Origin of the sequence: Komagataeibacter sp. FXV3, from assembly GCF_015155755.1 — a bacterium.
Classification (GTDB): domain Bacteria; phylum Pseudomonadota; class Alphaproteobacteria; order Acetobacterales; family Acetobacteraceae; genus Komagataeibacter.
In genome coordinates this window covers 47699-73274 of the sequence record NZ_VWPI01000167.1, presented here as the reverse complement: position 1 = coordinate 73274, position 25576 = coordinate 47699, and the positions used below count along the sequence as shown (strand labels likewise).

Below are 25576 nucleotides of genomic sequence, written 5' to 3'. Positions count from 1 at the left end.
AACCGGCCCAATGTGGATTTTACCGTATGAGGGAGATCTTCCCGACCACTCGGCCACTTTCCATAAGCAAATGGGCGTCTGCCAGATTGCTTAATGGTATTGAAGCGCAGATGTGTACGGAGATTTTACGACTGCCCAGCAGGTTAGCCACCCGTTCCATGTCCGATGAAGACGATTTCATCAGGATGAACTGGAAGAAAACGCCGAGTTCGCGGGCTTTCCTTTCGGCCTGATCATCACCTGGAGGATTGAGGGTTACAAGATGGCCTCCCTTTTTCAGTAAACCGAGGGAGGCAAGAGTGACGTCGCCACCGATTGGATCCAGGATAAAATCAAAATCTCCCGGATAGTTCGGGATCGATGTTTTCTGGTAATCGATGTGGTCGTCTGCTCCCAGAGACTGGACAAACTGCCGGTTGCGACCGGACGAGGTGCCCGTGACGTGGCAGCCACAGGCCTTCGCTATCTGCACTGCAAGATGACCGACACCCCCTGAGGCCCCATGCACCAGAACTTTTTGTCCCGGATGCAAGCCGCCGTTCTGATTGAATGCCTGCCAGGCCGTCAGGCCGGCCATGGCAGCCGCCGCACTCTCTTCGAATGAGATGGAGGCTGGCTTTTTCGCGATATGGGCGACATTGGCAATAACATAATCCGCGTTTGCCTGGGCCAGTCCGGGAAAACCAATAGCCCCGAACACGTCTTCCCCGATGGAAAATCCATCAGTATCCGTGCCGCAATTCACGATTTTCCCAGCGTTATCCCACCCCAGGATAACGGGCGGAACGACCTGGAACCAATTAGCCGCACCTTTCCCGACACGCGTTTTTATATCAATGGGGTTCACACTGCCCGCCGCGACGTCGATCAGCACCTGCCCGCGTCCCGGGCATCCGATCGGGACATCCCTTTCCCTGAAATTGGCAACGGAACCGAACTGCTCCAGGACAATCGCTCGCATCTTTCCCCCTTTGTCATTCCGTCCATCCAACGCGAAACGTCCAGAGATTATACGAGAATCCTGCGGTGAAGATGCAGCGATTGTGCTAGTCTATGCTTCATAACTGAAGCATACGCGGGTGAATGTGAACTGGGACAATATCCGTTTCTTTTTGGCACTTGCTCGTACTGGGGGCATCAGAAGCGCAGCAGCATCCCTAAATGCCGATCAGGCAACGGTGGCCAGAAGAGTGCGTGACCTTGAAGCTGAAATGAACGCAACACTCTTCCGCCGTCATCGCGGCGGCTATGATCTTACGCGAACGGGGGAGCGGTTGCTGGCCCACGCCGAAGAGATGGAAGTTGCGGCGGTCGCGCTTGTCGATCTGGCAACAGACACGGAAAGAACCTTGTCCGGAAAAGTACATATTACGACGACTGACATGCTGGCGGAGAATTTCCTGTTACCTGTTCTCAGGGAGATCCGCGACAGATATCCGGAGATCCGTCTGAATGTTTCGACATCAACAACGGTGATGGATGTGCTTCGCGAAGAAGGCATCGATATCGCTATTCGGAGTTCGCGTCCGTACGATGGAGATCTCGTGATCAGGCGACTGTATACGACATCCGTCGGCCTCTACGCATCATCAGCCTATATTTCCCGGTATGGCTCTCCACAGCGAGGAACAGCTTTTGCCGGTCATTCTCTTGTCATGTACCATCGCGAGGCCGCGCCACGTTACTGGCAGAATCTTTGTGGCGAGCCAATCACCTGTGGGACGATTGCTCTCGAAACCAACTCACAAATGCTGCTCATTCAGGCTATCCGGGCAGGAGCAGGAATAGGCTTTCTGTCCAAAGATCTCGTTGCCCAGGATTTACCCGATCTGGTCAACATTCTTCCCGAGTGCACAGAGACTGTGGATATCTGGCTTGTTGTACATCCCGACGTTTACAGAACAGAACGTGTTCGGGCTGTTGTTGATAGTATAGTGCGATCGTTTAAAGAAAAACGTATCCTACAATAACGTATTGTAGGTCTGCCGCCTAATGTCCGGTTTCGGGTGGTCGATCTTATCGTGGGAAAGACTGGAATGAAGGCGAGAACTACCGGTCGGACTTATCGCCTCGCGGCCAAATGTCCTCGACGAAGAATGCAATCTTTCTTAAACAGACTGATAATTAGATCATTCAACCTGATCGCGAAATCGACTGGGCGGACTGCCGAGGGCCTTGCGGAATGCAAACGTAAACGCAGATGCCGTGGAGTAACCAAGAGTATGCGCGACCTCTCCAACCGGCAGGCCTGATGCCAGCATGCCAATGGCAGCCTGCATCTGCACCTGCCGACGATAGTGACTGAAGCTCATGCCGGTCTCGACTTCAAACAACCGGGCCAACGTCCGACTGCTGGCCCCAGCCACATTCTGCCATTCGGATAGTGACCGGCCATCTGCCGGAGAGGCCATCAGCGCATCCGTGACACGCCGCAGCCGTGTATCCGAAGGACGCGGTACACCCAGAGGTTCGGAGTGTGCCAATGCGATCTGGTCCAGCAGCACCGCCACCATGCGCGACGCCGGTGAAGGAACGGGATAATCTGCCGGACATCTGGCAACCGCATCAATCAGTTCCTGCAACAGCGTTGTAAGGGCGATGATGCGACAGGCTGGCAGAAAATCACGGCACATCTGCGGCGCAATCAGCACGGCACGCAGCCTGCTTTCCTTGGGGCTATGAACGGCATGCACCACACCCGGGGGCAGCAGGAGCGCCCGACCGGGCGGTACCAGCCACTGGTTATCTTCCGTCGTGACGCGGATCACGCCATGCGTGGTCGCCAGAAGCTGCCCGAGGTCAGTGTGACAATGAGGTTCAACATACGCTGCTTCCACATGATGCTCCGCATGCACGCGCACTGGACGTAACTCTGTAGGAGGCGTGCGATCAGCAAGACTGCTGGCCTGTAGGGATCGGGATTGCTTCATCTGGCATATTTTCGACAGTTTGTGGCATCCTGTCGAGCGCCGGATAAAAAATCAGCCTGTATAACAGAGGGCATGACACGTTCCGCCAAAACGCTTCTGCCCTGGCTGATGATCTTCGGTGCCGGTATCTGCCTGCGTACCGGAATTGCGTCCCTTTCTCCCATCCTTGACCGGATCGAACGAACTCTTGCCATCTCCAACGCCGAACTGGGCTTGCTGACCACACTTCCAGTCCTGTGCATGGGCGGCCTCTCCCCGCTCGGGCATATGCTGGAACGGCGACTTGGCCTGAAACGCTCCATGATAATGGCATTGGCGCTTCTGACGATCGTCCTGCTGCTCCGCCTCGACGGTGGCAGCTATGGAGTGCTGCTTTTCACGGCCGTCGGGGTAGGCGTGGCCGACGCAATCATCCGGCCGCTACTGTCGGGTTTCATCAAGGGTGAGTTTGCCTCCCGTGCACCGGCAGCCATGAGCGTCTATGCGGCCAGCATGGGCCTAGGTTCAGCCGTGGCCGCTTTCGGAACGCCCCGCATCAGTGACGCCACCGGGAGCTGGCCACTGGGTCTGGCTTTCTGGGCGCTTCCCACGGCACTCGCCGGGTTCTGCTGGATACTATGGCGCGAGGATATCTCTGCGCCTGCGCGCTCCGCGTCACAGCCCTCTCTCACGATCAGCCGGAGCGGCATTCTGGGACTGACGCTGTTCTTCGGTCTTCAGGCCGGGATCAATTACGTCGCAATAGCGTGGCTGCCGTCCCTGTATGGTGCCCTGGGTTATTCCGACCATATGGCAGGGCTTCTTGTCGCCACCATGATGCTGTCCCAGACGGCCGTCAGCTTTGGCATGCATGCAATCATGCGCGTCCTGAAACTCACGACTATCAAGGCAGCTCTGGCTTTTTCCGGCCTCGCCATTCTGGGTACGCTCAGTCTGCTGCTCGCAAAGCCGGTGCCATGGCTGGCGCCTTTGATGATCGGGATTGCGACGGGAGGCCTGTTCCCGGTAGCGCTCCTCCAGCCTCTGGATTTCGCGCGCGACAGATCAGAGGCGACACGGCTGGCCGGGCTAACCCAGATGGGTGGCTATCTGCTTGGCGGTATCCTACCGTGGATTACAGGTCTGCTGATCGATCAGCTCGGCGTTGCCCCAGCACTCCTGACGTTGCTGATTGGTAGTGCAGGCTTTCTGGCCGTGATTACGGTGGCGATCCTGCGCACTTATCAAAAGTGATATGCCCGCCACGAATGTCTGCTTTCCGGTCCAGTCTGGAGTGATCTGAATGTCCTATATGAGGCGAGACCTGACCCGGAACTGCCCGGTTTTGGCGTAAGAGACCTGGCTCCGGCTGGGCGGGATCACGGAAGGTCTGGCCTTCCGGCGCATCTGGTCCGCAGAGGGCTACAGGACGGGAGTCACTCCCGCCAGGGGCCCTCCCAGGATCGATCAGAGCGCCCTGTCGGATCGGGCGATCACGGACATCATCCGCAAACGATGCGGCGACACCCACCTTGACGGAGACTTTGGCGGACACAGCCAGCGCTGCGGCGCCATCACCACGGGGGCGAAAGACGGGTATGATCTCCTGGAACTGAAGCGCTTCGCGCGACACAAAAGCCTTCAGGTCTCCGAGACCTATATCGACGAGGCCAGCATCCGGGAAAGTCGAACTTCTGAGCCTATCTTGACCCCTGCCTCCAGAGCGCCTCAACACTCCTTCAGCTGCAAAACATTAGGGGCAATTAAAGAGGCCTGTTGCCCGCCCTTCAGGCCCGCTAAGCTGCTCCGGTCCGCGCGTTCTCGTAGACCCAGAACTACAGGATGCATGAATGATTTACGTAGCAGTCCCATAGATTTTAAGGGTGAATATCAGCCGTCTTCCCGGTATGGGTTCCGAGTGGGCGCATATGAACATATGGTATATGCCTCATTTCCTGCATCACAGTGTGGAACTTCCCTACCGTGGCCGTTTTCCCGACATTGTCATATCGTGGTGCAGTTCCGGCTGGCCGCCAGTCCACTGAACGTGGAAATCTCTCCAGACGTACCCGTCGCCTTCGTCGCCTGGCTCGTATCAGAACACTGAAATGGCAGAGAACATTCATGTACTGCTCTGGGGCAGTGCTGATCGGTATTATTTCGGTGATCTTTGCCCATCTGGGAGATGCGGCAGCCGGTCTTCGTTACCGCATTGTCGCCCTGAATGCCTGGTCTATGCTTCTGATTGCACCACTTGGAATGATCACCATTACCTGGTTGACGCGCCTACTGTTCAATGGTGCCCAAGGCTCCGGCATTCCCCAGACAATCGCAACATTGCACATGCATAATTTCATGCTGGTGGACAAAATTCTGACATTGCGCATTGCGCTAGGCAAGGTCCTGATGACTTGCCTCGGGCTGATCTGCGGTGCATCGATTGGTCGCGAAGGACCCAGCGTTCAGATCGGGGCATCCATCATGCACGCTTTCTCGCGGGCCATGCGTCAGCACAACGATGTCACCCGGCATGGCATGATCCTGGCAGGTGGGGCCGCAGGCATGGCGGCGGCTTTCAATACACCTCTCGCAGGCGTTGTTTTCGCCATTGAGGAACTTGCCCACTCCTTTGAACAGAAATCGTCGGGCCGGACACTGACCGTCATCATCTTTTCCGGGATTACCGCAATCGCCCTCCTGGGAAATTATACATATTTTGGTCGTGCCAATACCTCTATCCCCGTCGGTGTCGCGTGGCTGGCTGTTCTGGTATGTGGCGTGAGTGGTGGCTTGGCGGGCGGCCTTTTCGCGCGTTGTGTCATTCGCCTCTCCAAGGGACTGCCAGGATCACTTCGCCCATTTGCGGCACGTTTCCCTCTCGGTTTTGCCGCTTTATGTGGTCTGCTTCTGGCCCTGATCGGCCTAGTCTCTGACGGGGCGACCTATGGTACGGGCTATCTCCAGGCGCGAGGAATCATAGACGGCACCCTCCATTATCCAGCCTCCTTCTTTTTCCTGAAATACCTCTCCATACTAATCACCTTTTGTTCTGGCATACCTGGCGGCATGTTTGCACCGTCCCTAGCTATCGGTGCTGGCATGGGCGGGTGGATCGGACAGTTCCTACCCCATACCTCTCCAGGTGCTGTCGTTCTGCTTGGGATGGCGGCATATTTCTGTGGCGTTGCCCAATCTCCGCTCACAGCGACGATCATCGTGATGGAGATATGCGATAACCAGCAGGTCACGCTGGCGCTTCTGGCAACCGCATTTCTGGCGTTCGGAGTGTCGCGAATGATCTGCCCCCATCCACTATATTCCGTCCTTGCTACAGGTTTCATGGAAAAGACCGAGCAGAAGGAGATTCAGAAAAAAACTGCTCCGAGCCCGGAAACGGGTCCCTCATGAACAGCGACCCGGATCGCAGATGTCGCATTCGAAGCCGGGGAACCTCAGTCAACGAAAGAAGACGCCGTGCTACAGCAGGTGCCAGATAGAACACCGCACTCAGAACGAACCGACAGTTCCTGCAGTCTGGTTTTCCTCGCGTCAGCGTCAATCCTGATCGGCATCGCAACCGGTACGATCTGCGGAACCTTTCGCCTGTTTCTGGAGTGGCTGGAATTCACGCGAACGGAGATGGCCCCTTGGTTTCTGCATGGTTCGCCGTGGGGAGGCTCCTTTCTGGTCGTCGGCGTTGCCCTGGCAGCTCTGACAGCTGTAGAAATGGTACGCCGCCTTGCACCGCTGGCGGCAGGCAGCGGCATTCCTCATGTCGAAGCCGTGCTATCGGGCATTACCGGCCCGGCGTCATGGCCACTCATCCCGGTCAAATTCGTCGGCGGTCTACTGGCGATTGGGAGTGGTCTGGCCCTGGGACGCGAAGGGCCTAGCGTACAGATGGGAGCCGCAGTAGCCGATGCGATCGCACGACGGCTCTCACTGGGACGTGCAGACTGCCGTGCCCTTCTTGCCGCTGGCGCGGGAGCAGGTCTTGCAACGGCCTTCAATGCGCCAGCCGCAGGTGCCGTTTTTGTCCTGGAAGAACTGGTGGGCCAATTTGAGGCGAGAATGGTCTGCGCAGCGCTCGGAGCGTCCATCTCAGCCATTATGTTCAGTCGTGGCATTCTAGGCAGTCAGCCCGATTTCATCGCATCTTATCCGGTTCTACCTACAGCAGTTGCGAAGCAGTTATTCTTTGTCATGACTGGTCTCATGACAGGCCTACTGGCAGTCGGATACAACCGAACAATTCTTGCAGCACTGCGCCTTGCCGACCGTCTGCCTGTCAGCATATACACCAGAGCCACCCTAATCGGCGGACTGGCCGGACTTGTCGTATGGCTTGATCCCCATCTGGCGGGTGGAGGCGACTGGATCACCCAGGCCGCAATAAGTAATACGATAAACTGGCATCTTATTCCCCTCCTGTTCGTTTTCCGCTTGGTATTCGGGGCAGTTTCCTATGCTGCCGCGACACCTGGCGGATTATTCGCGCCTATGCTTGCCTTGGGGGCACTATCAGGGTTGGCCTGCAGCTTTGTCGCACAAATACTGAGCCCGGACACAGCACTGGCAACTGCGCCGTTCGTGATTGTTGGCATGGCTTCAATGTTCGCAGGATCCGTTCGATCACCCGTGACGGGCATTATCCTCGTCATGGAAATGACCGGATCATCCGATCTTGTATTACCGCTCCTGTGCGGAAGCTTCTCAGCAATGGTGGTGGCAGGTGCATGCGGAGATACCCCGATCTACGAGGCCTTACGACTTAGGGCAGCAGTCGGCAGACGCTGACTGATTGACCTACAGGCATTTTGTCGCCGCATGTTTCATGAGAAATCATTCTGGCCCGGATGTTGATGATGGGTAAAGCCTGCGGACGACCCATTCCATGGTCAGTCCCTGTACGATGGTGGTAAACACCACCACACCGTAACAGACAGGCAGCAACAGATTGCGCAATTCACCTGGAGGCAATCCAAGCGCCAGTGAGACCGAGATGCCACCGCGCAAACCACCCCAGGTCAGGATACCAAGAACACGGCCCCGTTCCCATTGTCTGAGATGAATCGGAAGAGTGGAGAACAACACGCTCAGTGCGCGCACGACAATAGACAGCGGAATCACCATGAGCGTCGCCATCATGGTAAACAGACGCGGCGTGATCTCCAGAATTTCAAAACCGATAAGCATGAATAGCAGGACATTCAGCACTTCGTCCATAAGGGTCCACGCGACATCGAGGTTCTGGCGGGATGCTTCATCGAAAACGGAATCGCTATAGCTGGTTCCAAAACACAATCCAGCCACGACGACAGCTATCGCGCCTGACATGCCAAGATGGCTGGCGATACTGAAGGTTCCGGTCGCTAGGGCCAATGACGTCAGCAGATCGATATGCGGATCCCGTTGCTCCTTGAGTACACGAAGCGCGATCCATCCGGTCATGGCACCTAACAGACCACCACCAAGCGCCTCACGGCAAAAGCTGAGCACAATCGCAGAAGCGGCCAGACCCTGACTGTCTCCGGTCGCCAACCCGATCGTCACACCAAAAATAACAACTCCCACACCGTCATTGAACAGACTCTCGCCCGCGAAAACTGCCTGAAGTGGTCCCGGAAGTCGCAGACGCTTCAGCATGCCCACGACCGAAACCGGATCTGTGGGTGCGAGAATCGCACCGAGCACGATGCACCATGAAAACGGAACGGCATGGCCCATCAGGGGCAAAATACTCCAGACTGCACCCGCCAGAAGGACCACAGCCAACACCGTTCCAAGGACAGAGAGGGCTGTCACGGACATCAATTTGGCACGCAGGTGCCCGACATCAACCTGCATGGCTCCCGCAAAGAGAAGAAGTGATAGCACACCGTTCAGAAGCGCTACGGGTAGATTGATGATCCCCAGCATAGACCGCGACAGAGCCTGCAGATCATAGTCCGGAATCAGCAGGTTCAAAACCACAACCAGCAGGGATGCCAGCAGCGAAAAGATCAGGACACCGATTGTCGCTGGAACGCGAAACGTGTGGTGATTGAGAATGCTAAAGGCTGCGGCGAGTACGAAAAGCAGGGCAATAAGGCTGATAGTATCCATTATATGATCGCTGGCCCTTCTGATGTTTTGCGTCAAGGAAAACCGGCGTCGGCACCCCAAGCGAAATGCCGGCCACTATGCGAGACCCGGCAGGTATTGACCTATATCCCTGTTACAATCAGTATCTGGGGAGAACGGAATGTTAGTTTGCGGGTAAATGACAGACCTCATTCGAGACCTTATCCTTCGCTGGCGAGATGATCCGGCAGGGACCTATCAGAGTTGGTTCTTGTGGGATGAACGCCTCAAAAACTTCCGGTCTATCCGTCGCGGTCTGCAGCTGGTTGTGGCTGAGATAGCCGCTGGTACATTCGGGGTTGCCTATCGTGGCTCCTCCTTGGAAACAGTTGTACATTCGATTGCTGAGCAGCGTCAGATTTTCAAGGGTGCGGATCATGCATTCTTGTGGAAACCGAAGTTACGCATTCCCGACATCTACGAAAATCCCGCCAATCAGAAAGCATTTGGGCAGCTTCTCGATACCTGTCTGTGCTGCAATACCGAAGAGCATGTAGTCTCGGCCATTCATGCAATCGACGCCAGGAAGATAAAAGGGCTGGGGCCAGCTGTCGCCAATCTGCTGTATTTCCTGCATCCCACGATCATGCCACCTTTCAATACGGCGATCGTGAAGGGCTATAACGCCCTGACCGGATCAAAGGTGAAGCTGGGGCGATGGGAGGAATATCTTGCCATGCGGCAAGGGATACTAAAGCTGAATGCAACCTATCGTGCGCTGCTTTCCAATGATCTTGGTGCTATCGGAGGACTGCTGTTTGATCTCGGAAGCGGACGTTATACAGCGCCGCCTCTCGAAGATAACGAAACAGCACGAAAACTCTGGGAAGCCGATCTTCACCAGGTTAGGGAGCAGAGCGCAAAAGAGGCCCGAACTCTCGCTGCGGAGCGGGAAACAGATCATACTCATACCGAGATTCAGGGATGGCTTCGTGATCTCGGGCTCTCTTTGGGTTACGATGTCTGGATTGCCGCCAATGATCGCAGCCGTCCATGGCAGGACGGCAAGCTGGGGGATGGTTGCCTGTCGGTATTGCCGGGGTTCACGACGGAAACGCAGGGAGCGGAATCCGTGCGTCTGATCGACGTCTTATGGCTTGACCGGGAAAGCCATAGGATTGTTGCAGCATTCGAGGTTGAGCACTCAACGACCATCTATTCCGGTATCGTGCGGATGCTCGACCTTGCTCTCGGGTCAGCGGCGCAGGCTCTGGAAGGGATGTTTCTTGTCGCGCCGGACAAGCGGGAGATTGATGTGCGGGAACAGTTGAAGCGACCGGCTTTCAGCAGGATTGCTGATCTGAAAGTCCGGTATCTGCCTTATGGAGCACTGGAGAAGGATCGTGAGGCAATTAGGCGTTTTGGCCATGGTCTGAAACCGATACAGAGCATTTCCCATCTTCTGACCCCAGTGTGATATCTGCACTACATCGCCTGTTCTGACGCAAGTTACGATAAGATTGAAGCGACTGCAGCCCACCCTCGCATTGACCCCTTATCGGTCGTATTAGGCTTCGCCTTATTCGCGGCCGTAACCGCGGCTTTCGCCATCGAATCAGCCTCGCCTGCAGTGATCATGATTGGTATCACGATATGGAGGCTGACATTTGGCGAAGTCACGACGTTGCTCCAAACCGCGCTGGCCGATACGGCCAGGAAGACGCCGGGATGATGATCCGGGCCTTTCCAATCTGGAACTTTAGGGTCGTGAAAGAAAGCCTGTTCCAGACCAACATTTTATGATGCGGATATTCCATCGGCCGCAACACGAAGATGAAGAGCTTGTCCCGGCTGTGGCCGAACATTTTCTGGTGCGGGTCATCTCAGGAGAAGCACAGGTCGAGGAACGCGAACTGACAGGTGAATGGACGAAAAGTGAGGCCGGGTCCGGATCATTTTTCCTGACACAGACCGATGCGCCTTACCTCATGCGCTGGCAGGCTGATCCGGACCGTCCGTTTGAAGTCCTGCATCTTTATCTGGGGTTTAGGCGTCCTCTGGTGAACCGGGCCGCCCGATCGTTGGGGCTTACTCCATCACGGCTCTCCATGCGCGACATTGCCGGTGTTCAGGACGCATTTATCTCTGGCGTTCTGACAGGCCTGACGGCCGAGATCCAGACGACTCATTCGGCCAGTTCTCTATTTGTGAACGGACTTCTGGAAAGTCTGACTGTCCATCTTCTGCGTCATTATGCCCAGACACAGCCTTCGCCCACGTCCAGACCCGCACAACTGCCAGCGTGGAAGCTGCGCAAGGCGCTTGATCATATGGAGGCCCATCTCGCCGAACCGTTCGATCTCGATTTTCTGGCCGGGTTGTGCGGGATGAGCCGGTTTCATTTCAGCCGGTCATTCCACAACACCATGGGGCAAAGCCCGTCACGCTGGTTTATCCGGCGGCGTGTGGACCATGCGAAGGACCTTCTATCACAGACCAACAGGTCCATCATCGAGATCGCCCTGACCAGTGGCTACGAGAGTGCGAGCCATTTTACACAAATGTTTCGCAGGAAAACCGGCATCATTCCACGCGACTTCAGGAAGCTATGACATCATCGGAATGGATATGACCGTCAAACGGGGATACGGCGAAAGAAGATGCCGCGCGCCAGACAAGCGGGGTAAATGACTACACCCTGATGGCCAGATCGCTACTCCCGCCATCAACCAAAATTGTCGTCACGCCTCAGCGCAAGCGGATTTGCAAGGGCGGGATCTGTCGCATTGGTCTTCAGCAAGCCCCTCCTCCTTTTCGCCTATTTCCCGTGTATTTCTTGCGACACATCGCGCTGCCCTTTTCCCGACGATCTGCGGGACAGAAAACGCGCCAAAGCTGGCCCGGTGACCAGAACACAGAAAAACCGGGCGACCTGCATGGCAATGACGAAAGGCATGTCCACTTTTGTGGTCGAGGCGATAATGGAGACGGAATCAGCTCCACCAGGGCTGGTTGCAAGATAAGCCGTCAGCAGATCCACATGCGCCAGCCGGGCCAGCACCAATGCAAAGCCGCCACACACCGCAATCAGCGCGAGGATGGAACCCAGCACACGTGGAAAGACACGTCCGGCATAAGCCAGCACATCTGGCGTAAACCGCATGCCGATGCCCCACCCGACCAGGGCATAGGCCGCGACCAGCAGAAGATGCGGCTGTTCGATCGGCAGGTGGGCGCCAAGCCTTGCAGCCATCCCGATCCCCATGGGCACAAGCAGTCCCCCGGCCGGCACGCGCAGACGGGTGCCCAAGGCGCTGCCTGCCAGCGCGATCACAAGCGCAAGTAAAGCACCCTGCCATGAGAGGGTCTGTGCCACGACCAGCGGGGCGGACGGCGTTCCGGCTACGCGCGCAACAACAGCCGCAATGACGGCGCAGCACGCCACGCGCAGATATTGCATGAAGGCGACGAGCCGCATATCTGCCCCGTATGATTCCGCCATCAGGGTCATGACCGTGGCCGCACCGGGTGACGAACCCCAGATCGCGGTATTGCCGGGTAGCAGGCGCGAACGTGTCAGCAGCCAGCCGAGAAGGGCTGCCGCAGACAGGGTAGAAAACGTACCGGCAACAAAGACCGGCCAACTGGCTGCCATTTCGTGAAAGATCGAGGCTGAAAGATAGCTGGCGATCATGACCCCGACCACACCCTGTGCGCCGAGAAAGGCCCAGCGGGGAATACGGACCGCGTCGCCCCGTGTGGCCAGTACGACCGCCGTCCCCAGTGGTCCCAGCAGCGGCGCGGCCGGCAGGCGTAAAACGGCCAGAAGCATACCGAAAACCAGCGAAAGCAGCGCCAGTAAGCCCCATCGCCCGGTCACCAGCCATGCGGATGGCCCCACCCTCACCGCTTAACCGCCAAACACGATTGTATCGGAAGGCAGCACGCGTGCGATCCGCGGGAGGATCGAGCGGATGGAGACATCGTGAAGGTCTGCTGACAGGCTAGTGCAGAGATCCTCGGCGATGACAATATGGTAGCCAAGTTCCCAGCCATGCCGTGCGGTGGATTCAACCCCGAAATTCGTAGCAATACCGCCCAGCACGACCGTCCGGATGCCCCGCCTGCGGAATTGCAGGTCAAGTTCCGTGCCGGTAAATGCCCCCCACTGATGTTTGGTGATGACGATATCGCCGGGTGCTGCCAGCCCATCGGCCAGGCGCGCCCAGTCCGTTGGCAGGCCGCCTTCCGGCGGGCTTAAGGGCTGGTCGGCCAGACCGGGCGGCGCGTCGGCGAAGTCGGGCGCAAACGCAACCCGAACCAGTACGACCGTCGCACCTGCATCCCGGAAGCGGGCAGCAAGCGATTTACCGTTCTCCAGCACCTGCGACGATGGCCGCGGGGCGGTTGGCAGGGCAAGTATGCCACTCTGCAGGTCAATGAGGACAAGGGCGGTGGTTCGCGGGTCAAATCTGTTCACGGATCGGCGCCTTCCGGGATCTGGATACATGGTCGGGTCAAACATCGACCGGCAATGGAAAATCGGTTATGCGAGGACTGTCTCGCATAAAAGAAAGTTGAGGGTACCCTCGCATTATGTCAAGCCCGCCCCGTTCATCACCACTCGCGCCCAAGCGGCAGCGCGGACGCGACCGCGTTGAAGCGATCCTTACGGCCGCGACAACGGTCTTTGGCGAGAAATCTTACGAGGCGGCGACAATGACCGAGATCGCTGCCCGCGCCAGCACGGCAATCGGTTCGCTCTACCGTTTTTTCCCGACCAAGGACGTGCTGGCCGCCGCAGTGCTCGAACGCTATGGCGCGCGGCTCCTGCATGCCCTGGATGAGTTGGTCGACCGCGATCCGACGCTGTCGCCACGTGACGCGGCAGAAGGACTGCTGGACATCATCCAGCGTCTACGGACGGAACGCTCAGTCGTCCTTTCCCTGCTCGACAGCGGGGTTACCCTGCCAGATGGGACAGGAACGCTCCGCAAGGCGCTGATCGGGCGCATGGGCCAGCTGTTGTCACGGCTGGGTGGTTCTCCGGGACCACATGACGAACGGGCCGTGATGCTGCTGCATCTGGTCAAGGCGATCTTTGCCCTGCCACAGGATCATTCGCTCCCCCGCCCGGCCCAGGATAAGGAAGCCGTTACGATGCTGCGGCTCTATCTGGAGCATGCTGCCGCTTCCCGCCGATCCGGGTCAGAAGTCGCTCCGTAACCTCTGAATCCGCACACAACCAATCGGTATCTCCAGCGATCGCGTCATCTGAATCGAATCGGTCTGCTTTTCAAAGCATAACTGACTGTAATGCGGTGAAAATCGCGCTTTGACTCTCCAACTGTTTCGCGAAGGTCAGAGAAACGCATCAAGCCGATGCAACAGTTCTACCGGAGCTTCCTCCTGCGGACTATGACCACAGTCGATCGCGTATCCCCGCACGTCCACGGCTTTTTCGCGCCATGTCTCGACAACATCATATAGCGCGACCACGGTGCCACGTGCGCCCCACAGAGCCAGTAATGGGGCCTCAATCCGCTTGTCTGCATCAGCTGCATCATGGACGAGGTCGATGCCTGCTGCAGCGCGGTAGTCTTCGCACGCTGCATGGTGCATTGCCGGGTCGGCGTAGCATCGACGATATTCGGCCATGACACGCGGATCGACCGATCCTGGTATCTTGATCTGTCCTGCAATGTGGCTTTCGAGAAAAAAGTCTGGATCCCCACTGATCAGCCTTTCAGGCAGGGGGGCGGCCTGGATCAGAAAAAACCACCAGAAATAGCGTCGGGCGAATTCCATATTGGTCCGGGCATACATCGTTGCTGTCGGTGCGATATCGATCAGCACCAGTTTTTCCACCGACTGCGGTGCATCCAGCGCCATGCGGTGCGCCACCCGTCCGCCCCGGTCATGCCCGACAACCATGAACCGTTCAAATCCAAGCTGGTGCATGACGCCAACCTGATCATCCGCCATGACCCGCTTGGAATAGTTGGCGTGATCCATCCCACCTTCAGGCTTGGCGCTATCACCATAACCCCGCAGATCTGGGGCCACGATGGTAAAACATTTCGCCAGTGCGGGCGCAACCTTGTGCCAGGTCAGATGCATCTGCGGATGACCATGCAGCATGAGCAGCGGCGGTCCGTTTCCGCCGGTAGCCGTGCGGATCCGCACGCCATTCACCTCGATATCCCGCCAGCTAAAGCCCGGCAATAAATCGGGGAATTTCCTGATTGCGATCATGCTTTCACCTGCATTCGTCCAGTGGACACACAGCAAAAAAGCAGAATATCAGGAAACCAGTATTTCCCCTGATGAAGACCTGTTGATTATTTCCCTGCCGCGACTCACAACGGCGTCACTGGGTAGATCAGTTGGGATATCCGAGAGGGTCGATTCGCAGAGCCTGCGGAAATAGACAGGGCTATGTCACGCGTGATCACAGACGTCAGCCCCCAGTGTAACCACAACATCCAGATGAGGACTTTGGCGGGCGTAGCCCACGCCACGACATTATCCCGAGAGACCGTAAAACGTACATCGACGGAGCCAGCATCTCAGCGCGCTACCCGACCAAGTGAAAGTTCTGAACACCTGTTCCAGCCTACATTCCCGCCAGAGTCCTCATGGAGTTTCTTTCAGAGGCAAAAACTGAGGACTCTGGCGGGAACATGCGACGCGCAAGGTTAATTTCTGAGATATGCCAGAAATCTGGAGCCGAAACAGATCGCAAAACGGCCCTCGAAGTGAGGACTCTAGCGGGGTTTTGTGCGCCAAAAACAGGTTTATCCGCCGAACATCAAGGAAAATCGGGCTGTTAGAAGCCTCCTAACCTGAAAATTTCTCAGTTTTGAGGACTTTGACGGGGCGCCAAATTAGCGCTATCTGCAAATCGAGGACTCTGACGGGAAACTTGATGCCCTCAGAGATACCGATTCGCTACACCTCCCTTTTGCGAGGTGACCAACAGGGTACTGAGGACTGTAGCGGAAAAACTGAGGACTCTAGCGACACGTGCTTACGGAGCAAGCACGATTCGCATAAGTTATCCCGAGGACACTAACGGGACAAACTAATATTAGAATACAATTAGTTTTAACTAGTATTAGATCCCGCTACAGTCCTCAGAGACATTCTGAACAAATCCGTGCATCATGGACGCAGAATCGAGCCAACATACATATGCCTAGGGGAGCCATGATGGCGGAAGTGCATGACTTGCTTCAGGAGCATGGTCGACAGCATGTACTCCAGCTAGACATGGACCGCCGCGTCGTTGATGCGGCCGCCGCATATCTGACGGACGAAGATGCCGGACTAGGTTTCATGTATAGCGGCTGGGCCCAAGCACCGCTCCCACATAAAAAACAACCCGACTCTGCACCTTGGCAAGTTCGCACCGACAGAGTTACCCTTCTCGTAGAACCAGGTCGACGAACGCTTCCGAATGGGGAACTTCAATGGATTGGTGTCCCATACGGAAGTCGAGCCAGACTTATACTGCTATATCTGCAAACCGAGGCTCTAAGAACCCAGAGTCGCGAAATTGAGCTCGGAAAGTCGCTTCGCGACTGGCTTAAGAAGATGAACATCTCTCCTGGCGGCAAAACGATAGCCGACGTAAGAGAGCAGGCACTCCGCATCACGCGCTGTCGTCTCACTTTCGAGGTCCAACAAGCAGGAAAGTCAGCATTAGTCCAACAACTTATAGTCGATAAAGCACTGTTTACGGAAGATGGCGAGGACTCTAGCGGGGGACAGCTTTTAGCGCGGACGAAGCTAAGTGAAACATTCTACGATCAGCTTCGTCGACATCCTGTTCCTATCCAGGAATCCGCAATTCGAGCGATCAGTAAACACTCGATGGCTTTAGACATATATTGCTGGCTTGCATATCGGCTGCATGTCCTCCAGAAGGACACGCCAATCACTTGGAAGGGTCTTCACGCCCAGTTCGGCGCTGGCGTAAAACGCCTAGACCATTTCCGTGATACCTTCTGCGCTCAACTCAACTTGGCGCTAGCAGTATATCCAGAGGCGGTAGTCAAACTGAGTGCTGTGGGTCTGACATTAGTTCCCTCACCTCCACCTGTTGAGCCAAAACGCACGGTAGTCGCGTTTCCTAGGTCCCGCTAAAGTCCTCACTCAAAGTAGACGATGAAAACATCTGCGTCGCATAGAGGCAAATCAGTAGACTAATTGCGGACAAACAGTCGAAGATAGCCGCATCGGACTGAAACCTTCAAACTGTCGACGGACCCGCTATTTGTCGACAAGGTTCGGGATATTGTCGGTCTTTACATGTCGCCACCGAACCGCGCGATCGCGCTGTGCGTCGACGAGAAATCCTAGATCCAGGCGCTGGACCGCGAACAGCCCGTCCTGCCCATGGTACCGGGCGTGCCGGAACCACGTACCCATACCTATCTCCGGAACGGTACGACGTCGCTGTTTGCAGCCCTCGACATCGCAACAGGTGCGGTAATCGGCAAATGCTACAAACGTCATCGTACCATGGAATTTCTCGATTTCCTGAAACGTATCGCCGCCGTGATCCCTGATGACCGGGATGTTCATCTCGTGATGGATAACTACGCCACACATAAAACGACCACGATCAAGACGTGGCTCGCCCGCCGCCCGCATTGGCATGCTCACTTCACGCCCACCTCGGCTTCCTGGATCAATCAGGTAGAGCGCTGGTTCGCCGAACTGACGCGCAAGCAATTCCAACGCGGCGTGCATCGGTCAACAACTGCACTCGAAGCCGACATCACAACTTTTATCGATGCACATAACAAAAACCCACGGTCGTATCGGTGGGTCAAATCAGCCGACCAGATCCTCGCCTCGGTGAAGCGCTTTTGTCATAAGACAATGAGCCGAACTTCAGATTCAGGTGACTAGTACTAGGCACTCTCGCGTGTAGTCGTCCTCAACGGTCAGCACGCGGAAGCGACATCCGTTGTCCAGCGCTAATTAGGACCGTCGGGCACCGGCGTCGGCGAGTAGGTGCCCATTTCCTGTTTCAGGACACCACACTAATGGACCGACAACCCTTCCTTGCGATACAACCGGAACAGCTTTTTGTGGATCAGGATTACTCCTTCGCATTCCAGAAAGATGTGCCGACCCTGATAGGGAAGCTGGCATCGTTCGCCCGCAAGGTGGCGCGGTAGGCCGCGCACCTCGGTATCGCATGGACGGTACGACGCATAGCGCCACGTCCTCGAGTCGACGGTGATGCGACTACAGGCCCGCCCCCGCCGTTGCGAGTAATCCCGTTTGGACACCGCCTTGGTCAGAGCATTATGCCGTAATGCCGGGCGTCTCACGAGTTTCCTACTTGCTGCTCCTCAAGCTTCGAGACCTCCAGCCCACCGTATTTCGATCGTCTTGTGTAGAAGGTCGCGTTGCCGATCCCGTAATAGATGCAGGGGTTGGCCTCCGAATGCTCTCTCGGAACTTTTACTCGTCACCGATAAGTTCATCGATTTCACGTAAGCGCTTTCGGATGGCAACAAGCTGTTCCAGCATTTGGCGCCTAGTGGATCTAAGGCGCCGCGCCTCTGTTACGAGCGCGGCAAAATCAACATGAGATGCAGGCCGCTTGATTGACTTTCGGAATGCTATGATTGCAGAACGAGACGCGCTGGGTCCGACGAGGCCCTTCTCGCGCGCCGCTTCAAGTTCCTCTGGTCCCAGCAAAGTCAGCTGATACGCTGCACTATATGAACCCGGTAGTAACGTCTCGCTAATTCGGCCACTATCCACCATGCTTGCGATCCGACGCAACTGGGAGGCCACCGGTTCGGAGAAAGGGAAAAAGCGTTCGAAACTGGCTTTAAGACGGTTTTTTTCTTCTCTCGAAAAAAGTGCATTTTCTAGCGTATTTAATGCTCGGCCGATTTCCAGAAAGGAACGCGCAGCCTTTTCCCACGCAGATGTTACGGCGCGCTGGGTATCAAGAATGATCCGGATGCGGCCCTCGTCCTTCGCAAGGTCCGTTCCGGAAAATACTGATGCAATTGTCTCCAGGGTTTCAGAAGATACGGTGGTGAGTTCATGTAGCTCGCTAGGACGCGCATCAGATGGCTGTATTTCGTCAGCATCAAGGCCCTGCAAGGCTCGCAGCGAGATGCCGCGCGTCGAATTGGCTTTGCTCACAGGTCCAACTCCTGTCGCAAGTATGACCAGAGTGCGCCAAACGCTTCCGCGTTTTTGGGCCGACTTAGATCCATGACGCCTAACCCTTTACCATTTGCGAGTGATATTTCCTCTGCTTGGGCGATTTCTACGGGACACACGGGTCCGACATTTAGCAATTTGGAGCGGATAGTCGCGTAGGAACGAGTTCGAATATTCGCCCGATTAATGATGAACGCTGCTTTCGCACCGCTCTGTTTCAAATGGCGCATCCACGGTATCACGCTGTCTAAATCGTCTTGGCTTTGCTGGCATGGAACCAGAACAAAACCAGAACTTTCACACAAGCCCAAGATTGCTGTCATGTTGATTTCGATCGAGGGCGGCGTGTCGATGACAATAAAATCGGCGGAGGATTGCCTCGCCATTTTCAGGGTAGATCGCCAGTCATCAAGGGACGCGCGATGTACAGGAATATGGGACACGGCCGGAATACTCGCACGGACGCGTTCCCTGCGTTCCGCCCATGTGGCTAGAGTTGCCTGTTTATCCATATCCAGTCCTAATACTTGTCTGCCAGATTGAGCAGCTAAAACAAGTATATTCCGGGATAACGACGATTTTCCAACACCACCCTTTGGCGATGATAGCATCACGATGGATTGTTTTGATGGAGAGGGATGTTTTGTCATTGGGACCTTATCGATGCAGGAGTTCCGCGGACCGCCACCGTATAGAAGGAGTTTTTACAGGACAGCTTTCTGAAGACAAGAGAAGAGTTCCAAATCTTTTACGCCGTAAAATTTTTACCGCGTAAAACGCTTTTGTCTGTTGATTTGGTGCGTTGCTTGCGCAGGACGTATCGTCTGGGGATACAGTTAGATTACCTATGGTCGGGAGCGCTAGAGCTTTGAGCCGATTGCCCATTGTTTGCCGAAGAGGAACGGCCAAAAAAAGGTCTAAATAAGACAAAACTGCACCAGATCGACCAGCACGCCGCAAGGGGTAGCTCCTCCCCGTGCTCGGCGTCTGCGTCGCCTGCGCGCGGGTCCGGTGCTGCCGCTACGCGGCACCCTTGCCCCGCACTGCCCGACCCGGTCGCAATAAGAGCTGAAGGAAAGAGTAATCAGGCAACACAACCTGATTAGCACGCCCGTTCCTGACATCCCGAAAACCTGTCCCGGAAACATCCCGGCCTGCAGAAGCAGCGCCGGGTGCCGGCGTTTGTACGGAGCACGGCCATGTCGTTCCAGCTCAACCTCTTCGGCACAACCGCTCTTGCAGATACTCAGAACGACCTTTTCTGGGGCGAACTTGAAGGCGAAGACGGCACCTCCCCTGTCTCGCCCGTCACACCGGCCCCGATGGCCCTTCCCCAGATCGACTTTCATATGGTGGCCGACCGAGGCCTCGCTGACACCTGGAAACAGCGGGCCCGTGACAACGCGCTGGCAATCGCGCTGCTCAAGGAGATCGAAGAAGCAGACCGAAACGCTTCGTCCCCCGAACAGATCGTCCTGTCACGCTTCATCGGCTTTGGAGCTGGAGAACTGGCGAACAACCTGTTTCCATCCGGGAGCGACAGCCCCCGCCCAGGCTGGGAAGAGATTGGCGAGGCGATCCATGCCTCCACAACAGACGTTGAAAGGGCAGGACTGAAGCGCGCGACACAATATGCGCATTTTACGCCTGAACTGATCGTGCACGCGCTCTGGAACAAAGTGCTGCAGATGGGCTTCAGAGGCGGTTCCGTCCTTGAACCCGGCTGTGGGACCGGTCTCTTCATCGCGGCCCGACCGGAAAGGCTCGAGGGACGCATCGCCTTTACCGGGATCGAGAATGATCCGATTACAGCAAGGATCGCACGCAGGCTCTATCCGAACCAGTGGATCCGCAGCGAGGATTTCACGACAGTGAAGCTCGCAGACGGGTATGACCTTGCGATCGGTAATCCACCCTTTTCCAATCGCACCGTGCGTGGCCCGGAAGGTCTGGGACGGCTTGGCCTGAGCCTGCATGATTTTTTTATCGCCCGATCCGTCGAAGCACTCCGCCCAGGCGGCATCGCAATCTTCGTGACGTCCCGCCATACACTGGACAAGACCGACAGCACCGCGCGCCGGACCATTGTCGACATGGCTGACCTCGTGGGGGCGGTCCGGCTCCCGGCCGGAGCAATGCGCGATGACGCCGGCACGGACGTGGTGGTGGACGTACTGGTGTTCCGCAAGCGCATGATCGGCGACATCGCCGATGACGAGACCTGGCTGGAAACCGGCGCCCTTGCGAATAGCGACCAGGGTAACGGTCCGCTCCTCGTCAATCGCTACTTCCTCGACCATCCGGAGCAGGTGCTTGGCCGTCACGGCTGGACCACCACCCAGTTCGGTCCCGATTACACATGCGACGCGCGTGCCGAGCGCAGGCTCGATGTGATGTTGCCCGAGGCCCTGAGCCGGATCGGGCAGGACGTGCGCTTTCCGGAACCCCTGGACCAGCGCATTGTCCGGCCGGCGGGAGCCGGTGTGCTGGTCGGCACGGCTGCCGATGGCGCCCAGTTGAAAGAGGGCTCCTACTTCGTCACGAAAGGCGTCCTGCAACAGATCTGCGACGGACAGGCCGCCACGGTCGCCATCAGGAAAGGGGATCAGAAGGACGGTCTCTTCCAGAAGCATGCCCGGATCATTACCGCGCTGATACCCGTCCGGGATGCGGCACGCGCGGTGCTGCGGGCGCAGATGGAGAACCTGCCCTACGGACGCCTGCAGGGTGATCTGAAGCGTGCCTATTTCAGCTTTGTCCGACAGTTCGGCCCGATCAACCTGATGAATGTGACAGTCAGGATCGATCCGGAAACCGGAGTCGAAAACGAAACCCAGCGGCGACCGAACCTGACGCCATTTTACGATGATCCCGACGTCTGGCTGGTCTCGTCCATCGAGGAATACGACGAGGCGACACAGAAAGGCCGGATGGGACCAATTTTCTCGGAACGGGTCATTCATGCGCCTGTCGAACCCGAGATCCATTCCGCGCACGACGCCCTGGCCGTCTGCCTGCATGAAACAGGCGGCGTGGAAATGCCGCGGATCGCGGAACTCATGGGACAGTCCGAAGCTGAGGTCGCGGCCGCACTGGGGGATGCGGTCTATCTCGATCCGGTACGGAGTGTGGACGGTCGCGATGTCTGGGTCACGGCTGATGAAATGCTCTCCGGCGCCGTGCGGACCAAGCTGGAAGATGCACGCGATGCAGCCCGGATCGATGGACGCTACGCCCGGAACGTGACGGCGCTGGAAGCCGTCCAGCCAGCCGATCTGCGTCCGTCGGAGATCACCGCGCGCCTTGGCGCTCCGTGGTTGCCGGTCAGCGACATCATCGCCTTTACCGCCGAGGTGCTCGGGGTCGAAACGGTCATCTATCACGCGCCCGCGGTCGCCTGCTGGACCGTGGAGAAACGGGCGTTCATGGGCAAGGCCGAGGCGACGTCAGTCTGGGGAACGGAACGGCGACATGCCGGCGAACTGCTGGAAGATGCCCTGACGCAGGCATCGCCAAAAATATGGGATGTCTGGCGTGATGGCGATGGCAATGAGCACCGCGAACTGAACACACAGGAGACGGAAGCCGCAAAGGAAAAACTGGCGGCGATCAAGCGTGCGTTCGAGACATGGGTCTGGCAGGATGGCGATCGGGCCGAGAGGCTGGTCCGGCTGTATAACGACACCTACAACAACCTCGTGGCTCGCGCGTTTGATGGCTCCCATCTGCGCCTGCCCGGTGCAAGCACCACGATCAGCCTGCGCCCGCACCAGAAACGGGTCATCTGGCGGATCATCGCCGCGGGCGGCACGTATATCGCGCACGCGGTCGGCTCCGGAAAGACCTTCTCGATGGTTGCGGCCGTCATGGAGCAGAAGCGGCTTGGCCTGGTCAGCAAGGCGATGATCGCCGTCCCCGGTCACTGCCTCGCCCAGATGGCCCGCGAATTCCTCATGCTCTACCCGACCGCGCGGATCCTCGTCGCCGACGAAACGAACTTCGTGAAGGCAAAGCGCCAGCGGTTCCTCGCCCGGGCCGCGACCGGAAACTGGGATGCGATCATCATCACGCATGACGCATTCAGGTTCATCCCGGTGGAGGGGGATTTCGAGCGCCAGATGATCGAGGCGCAGATCGCGTCTTACGAGGAAGTGCTCGAAAGCGTCGACGCGTCAGACCGTCTGTCGCGCAAGCGGGTCGAGAGCATGAAGGAGAAGATGCAGGCGAAGCTGGAAGGCCTTTCCGCTCGCAAGGACGATCTCGTGCATCTGGGAGAGATCGGCATCGACCAGATCCTCGTCGATGAAGCGCAGCAGTTCCGGAAGCTGAGTTTTGCAACCAACCAGTCCGACCTCAAGGGGGTCGATCCGAACGGCTCGCAGCGGGCATGGGATCTCTTCGTAAAGACGCGCTACCTGGCGGCAAAAAATCCGGAACGTCCGCTGATCATGGCGTCCGGCTCCCCCATCACCAATACTTTGGCCGAGATGTGGACGGTCAGCCGCTATATGGATCTTGAGGCGCTGCAGAAGCGCTACCTGCATGAATTCGATGCCTGGGCAGCCAATTTCGGCGAAACCCGTACCGAACTGGAATTGCAGCCAAGCGGGCTTTACAAGCCGGTCACGCGCTTCACCGAGTTCGTCAACGTCGCCGACCTCATGGCGATGTATCGCGACTTCGCGGATGTCGTGCAGCACGATGACCTGCGCCAGTACGTGACGCTGCCAGCAATCCGGGGCGGACGTCGCGAGATTATTGTCGCGCCGACAAACGATAACTTCAGGGCCTACCAGAAGACGCTGGCGGCCCGCATCAAGGCTATCGAAGCACGCCAGGGGCGTCCCCAGAAGGGCGATGACATCCTCCTGTCCGTCATCACGGATGCCCGTCATGCCGCGATCGACCTGCGTTTCGTCGCTCCTCTTGCCGCGAATGATGACACGTCGAAGCTGAACCTGATGATCGGGAACGTGTTCCGGATCTGGCAGGAGACATCGGAAAGCCGTTACAGCGATCCTGAAACCGGTCGGCCGTACGACCTGCCGGGAGCGGTGCAGATGATCTTTTCGGATCTGGGCACCGAGAGCGCGATGGAGACACGCGGTTTTTCCGCCTATACGTGGATCCGCGATGAACTGATCCGCCTGGGCGTGCCGCGCGCGGAAATCGCGTTCATGCAGCACTACAGGAAGAGTGCGGCGAAGCAGAAGCTGTTCGGTGATCTCAATGCCGGCCGCAAGCGGATCCTGATCGGCTCGACGGCGACCATGGGCACCGGCGTCAACGCCCAGGAGCGCCTCAAGGCCCTGCACCATCTCGACGTGCCGTGGCTGGTCTCCGACATCATCCAGCGCGAGGGACGCATCGAGCGGCAGGGCAACCAGCACGCGGAAATCGAACTCTACGCCTACGCCCAGCAGGGTTCCGTTGACGCGACCAACTGGCAGCTCCTCGAGCGCAAGCAGCGCTTTATTGGCCTTGCGATGTCAGGTGACCGTTCCATCCGCCGGATTGAGGACATTGGCGGGGAAGGGGGAAACCAGTTCGCCATGGCCAAGGCGCTTGCCTCAGGCGATGCCCGGCTGATGCACAAAGCCGGGCTGGAGGCCGATCTTGCGCGGCTCGAGAGACTGGCGGCCGCCCATTATGACGACCAGTTCGCCGTAAAACGTGCCATCGACCGGGCCGAGCGTGAGATTACGGGCGCGGAGCGCCAGATCCCGCTTATCGAGGCGGATATTGCCAGCCGTCAGCCCACGAAGGGGGATGCGTTCGTACTGCGTCGGGACAAGGGTGACCTCACCGAGCGCGAGAAGGCCGGGTCATGGCTCCTGTCCCAGGTCCGCCTGGCGGCGAAGAACGGCGAGGCAGGGGTCTGGAACCTCGGACGCATCGGTGGGTTCGCCGTCATGTGCGAAGCTGGGCCTGGCCGTCGCGTGTACTACGAAAAGCGCGCGGTCGACGTGACGCTGTTTGTGGAAGCGCGCTCGGGTCGCATTGAGATCGCCGTCGAGGACGACACGAAGGGCCTTGGGCTGACGTCCCGTCTCGAGCATGCGCTGCTTCGGATCGATGACGCGCTCCGTGACGCAATCCGGATGCGGGAGGAAGCGCAGCGTCGCCTGCCATCCTACCGGGCCCGTCTGGGCCTGCCGTTCGCGGAACAGGCGATGCTTGATGAAAAGCGCGCTGAGCTGAAAGCGTTGGAAGACGATCTGGCGGCGACCGCGACCGATGAAGACCCGGTGCATCACGACACCGAGGACAGGGAGAAGGAAAAAGAGGCGGCAGCCTGAGAAGGGCTGCCATCTCCGGTCAGGCGCCGCAAGGGGTGGCGCCTCCCCGTGCTCGGCGTCTGCGCCGCCTGCGCGCGGGTCCGGTGCCGCCGCTGCGCGGCGCCC

General features: G+C 57.5%; 18 protein-coding genes and 1 pseudogene. 11 read left to right on the top strand and 8 right to left on the bottom strand.

The annotated features are described in order from the left end of the window. Positions 1-19: 19 nt before the first annotated feature. Positions 20-961 (bottom strand): NADP-dependent oxidoreductase, encoded by a 942-nt coding sequence (locus F1542_RS16100; RefSeq protein WP_193733923.1) that lies wholly within the window; start codon positions 959-961, stop codon positions 20-22. A 124-nt stretch (positions 962-1085) separates the two neighbouring features. Here F1542_RS16100 and F1542_RS16095 point away from each other — a divergent pair, with 124 nt between their 5' ends. Continuing rightward, positions 1086-1970 (top strand): LysR family transcriptional regulator, encoded by an 885-nt coding sequence (locus F1542_RS16095; protein ID WP_346011988.1) that lies wholly within the window; start codon positions 1086-1088, stop codon positions 1968-1970. Positions 1971-2129: 159 nt separating this feature from the next. On the opposite strand, the gene F1542_RS16090 is transcribed toward F1542_RS16095, so the two are convergent. Beyond that, positions 2130-2837: a helix-turn-helix domain-containing protein gene (locus tag F1542_RS16090; protein ID WP_193733921.1), complete on the bottom strand. Its 708-nt coding sequence runs from the start codon at positions 2835-2837 to the stop codon at positions 2130-2132. A 165-nt stretch (positions 2838-3002) separates the two neighbouring features. Between F1542_RS16090 and F1542_RS16085 the strand changes: the two genes are divergently transcribed. The 3 genes from F1542_RS16085 to F1542_RS16075 all read left to right on the top strand — a co-directional run bounded on the left by F1542_RS16085 (position 3003) and on the right by F1542_RS16075 (position 7706). Beyond that, positions 3003-4163 carry a CynX/NimT family MFS transporter gene (locus tag F1542_RS16085; protein ID WP_193733920.1) on the top strand — a complete coding sequence of 387 codons (1161 nt, stop codon included), beginning with the start codon at positions 3003-3005 and terminating at the stop codon, positions 4161-4163. 870 nt (positions 4164-5033) lie between these two features. Beyond that, complete coding sequence (locus F1542_RS16080; protein ID WP_193733919.1) at positions 5034-6317, top strand: chloride channel protein; 1284 nt, start codon at positions 5034-5036, stop codon at positions 6315-6317. Between the two features lie 66 nt (positions 6318-6383). Beyond that, positions 6384-7706 carry a ClC family H(+)/Cl(-) exchange transporter gene (locus tag F1542_RS16075; RefSeq protein WP_193733918.1) on the top strand — a complete coding sequence of 441 codons (1323 nt, stop codon included), beginning with the start codon at positions 6384-6386 and terminating at the stop codon, positions 7704-7706. A 45-nt stretch (positions 7707-7751) separates the two neighbouring features. Here F1542_RS16075 and F1542_RS16070 read toward each other — a convergent pair whose 3' ends face one another. Beyond that, the gene (locus F1542_RS16070) at positions 7752-9014 is read right to left on the bottom strand and encodes a sodium:proton antiporter (RefSeq protein ID WP_193733917.1); all 1263 of its coding nucleotides are present in this window, start codon (positions 9012-9014) and stop codon (positions 7752-7754) included. A 157-nt stretch (positions 9015-9171) separates the two neighbouring features. Here F1542_RS16070 and F1542_RS16065 point away from each other — a divergent pair, with 157 nt between their 5' ends. Further along, positions 9172-10449 carry a type II restriction endonuclease gene (locus F1542_RS16065; protein WP_193733916.1) on the top strand — a complete coding sequence of 426 codons (1278 nt, stop codon included), beginning with the start codon at positions 9172-9174 and terminating at the stop codon, positions 10447-10449. Positions 10450-10771: 322 nt separating this feature from the next. Then, positions 10772-11584, top strand: coding sequence for a helix-turn-helix domain-containing protein (locus F1542_RS16060; protein WP_227672809.1), 813 nt, complete (start codon positions 10772-10774; stop codon positions 11582-11584). A 206-nt stretch (positions 11585-11790) separates the two neighbouring features. On the opposite strand, the gene F1542_RS16055 is transcribed toward F1542_RS16060, so the two are convergent. Together F1542_RS16055 and F1542_RS16050 are read right to left on the bottom strand one after the other, a co-directional pair. Then, entirely contained in the window at positions 11791-12873 is a 1083-nt protein-coding gene (locus F1542_RS16055) for an AbrB family transcriptional regulator (protein ID WP_193733915.1), read from the bottom strand. 9 nt (positions 12874-12882) lie between these two features. Beyond that, the gene (locus F1542_RS16050) at positions 12883-13452 is read right to left on the bottom strand and encodes a hydrolase (RefSeq protein WP_193733914.1); all 570 of its coding nucleotides are present in this window, start codon (positions 13450-13452) and stop codon (positions 12883-12885) included. Between the two features lie 116 nt (positions 13453-13568). On the opposite strand from F1542_RS16050, the gene F1542_RS16045 reads away from it, so the two are divergent. Further along, positions 13569-14198: a TetR/AcrR family transcriptional regulator gene (locus F1542_RS16045; RefSeq protein ID WP_193733913.1), complete on the top strand. Its 630-nt coding sequence runs from the start codon at positions 13569-13571 to the stop codon at positions 14196-14198. 135 nt (positions 14199-14333) lie between these two features. On the opposite strand, the gene F1542_RS16040 is transcribed toward F1542_RS16045, so the two are convergent. Beyond that, positions 14334-15227, bottom strand: a complete 894-nt coding sequence (locus tag F1542_RS16040; RefSeq protein ID WP_193733912.1) for an alpha/beta fold hydrolase — start codon at positions 15225-15227, stop codon at positions 14334-14336. A 954-nt stretch (positions 15228-16181) separates the two neighbouring features. Here F1542_RS16040 and F1542_RS16035 point away from each other — a divergent pair. The 3 genes and pseudogenes from F1542_RS16035 (at position 16182) to F1542_RS17385 (ending at position 18163) form a co-directional block, all read left to right on the top strand. Next, positions 16182-17120 carry a replication protein RepA gene (locus F1542_RS16035; protein WP_010515665.1) on the top strand — a complete coding sequence of 313 codons (939 nt, stop codon included), beginning with the start codon at positions 16182-16184 and terminating at the stop codon, positions 17118-17120. An 87-nt stretch (positions 17121-17207) separates the two neighbouring features. Next, positions 17208-17891: pseudogene (locus tag F1542_RS16030) on the top strand (IS630 family transposase); the annotation flags it as partial. Between the two features lie 137 nt (positions 17892-18028). Next, positions 18029-18163, top strand: coding sequence for a hypothetical protein (locus tag F1542_RS17385; protein ID WP_010512539.1), 135 nt, complete (start codon positions 18029-18031; stop codon positions 18161-18163). 289 nt (positions 18164-18452) lie between these two features. Here F1542_RS17385 and F1542_RS16025 read toward each other — a convergent pair whose 3' ends face one another. Together F1542_RS16025 and F1542_RS16020 are read right to left on the bottom strand one after the other, a co-directional pair. Beyond that, the gene (locus F1542_RS16025) at positions 18453-19151 is read right to left on the bottom strand and encodes a hypothetical protein (protein ID WP_007400691.1); all 699 of its coding nucleotides are present in this window, start codon (positions 19149-19151) and stop codon (positions 18453-18455) included. After that, positions 19148-19822 (bottom strand): ParA family protein, encoded by a 675-nt coding sequence (locus tag F1542_RS16020; RefSeq protein WP_227672807.1) that lies wholly within the window; start codon positions 19820-19822, stop codon positions 19148-19150. Before F1542_RS16020 ends, F1542_RS16025 begins: the two co-directional genes overlap by 4 nt. Positions 19823-20371: 549 nt before the next feature. On the opposite strand from F1542_RS16020, the gene F1542_RS16015 reads away from it, so the two are divergent. Then, complete coding sequence (locus tag F1542_RS16015; RefSeq protein WP_193733911.1) at positions 20372-25471, top strand: lactate dehydrogenase; 5100 nt, start codon at positions 20372-20374, stop codon at positions 25469-25471. Positions 25472-25576: the final 105 nt, after the last annotated feature.

Bases quoted from the DNA above. Each gene is read 5' to 3' on its own strand.
- F1542_RS16085 (WP_193733920.1), top strand. From the start codon at position 3,003: ATGACACGTTCCGCCAAAACGCTTCTGCCCTGGCTGATGATCTTCGGT.
- F1542_RS16045 (WP_193733913.1), top strand. From the start codon at position 13,569: ATGTCAAGCCCGCCCCGTTCATCACCACTCGCGCCCAAGCGGCAGCGC.
- F1542_RS16020 (WP_227672807.1), bottom strand. From the start codon at position 19,822: ATGACAAAACATCCCTCTCCATCAAAACAATCCATCGTGATGCTATCA.
- F1542_RS17385 (WP_010512539.1), top strand. From the start codon at position 18,029: ATGGACCGACAACCCTTCCTTGCGATACAACCGGAACAGCTTTTTGTG.
- F1542_RS16080 (WP_193733919.1), top strand. From the start codon at position 5,034: ATGTACTGCTCTGGGGCAGTGCTGATCGGTATTATTTCGGTGATCTTT.
- F1542_RS16065 (WP_193733916.1), top strand. From the start codon at position 9,172: ATGACAGACCTCATTCGAGACCTTATCCTTCGCTGGCGAGATGATCCG.
- F1542_RS16040 (WP_193733912.1), bottom strand. From the start codon at position 15,227: ATGATCGCAATCAGGAAATTCCCCGATTTATTGCCGGGCTTTAGCTGG.
- F1542_RS16100 (WP_193733923.1), bottom strand. From the start codon at position 961: ATGCGAGCGATTGTCCTGGAGCAGTTCGGTTCCGTTGCCAATTTCAGG.
- F1542_RS16070 (WP_193733917.1), bottom strand. From the start codon at position 9,014: ATGGATACTATCAGCCTTATTGCCCTGCTTTTCGTACTCGCCGCAGCC.
- F1542_RS16015 (WP_193733911.1), top strand. From the start codon at position 20,372: ATGTCGTTCCAGCTCAACCTCTTCGGCACAACCGCTCTTGCAGATACT.
- F1542_RS16060 (WP_227672809.1), top strand. From the start codon at position 10,772: ATGATGCGGATATTCCATCGGCCGCAACACGAAGATGAAGAGCTTGTC.
- F1542_RS16035 (WP_010515665.1), top strand. From the start codon at position 16,182: ATGATGGCGGAAGTGCATGACTTGCTTCAGGAGCATGGTCGACAGCAT.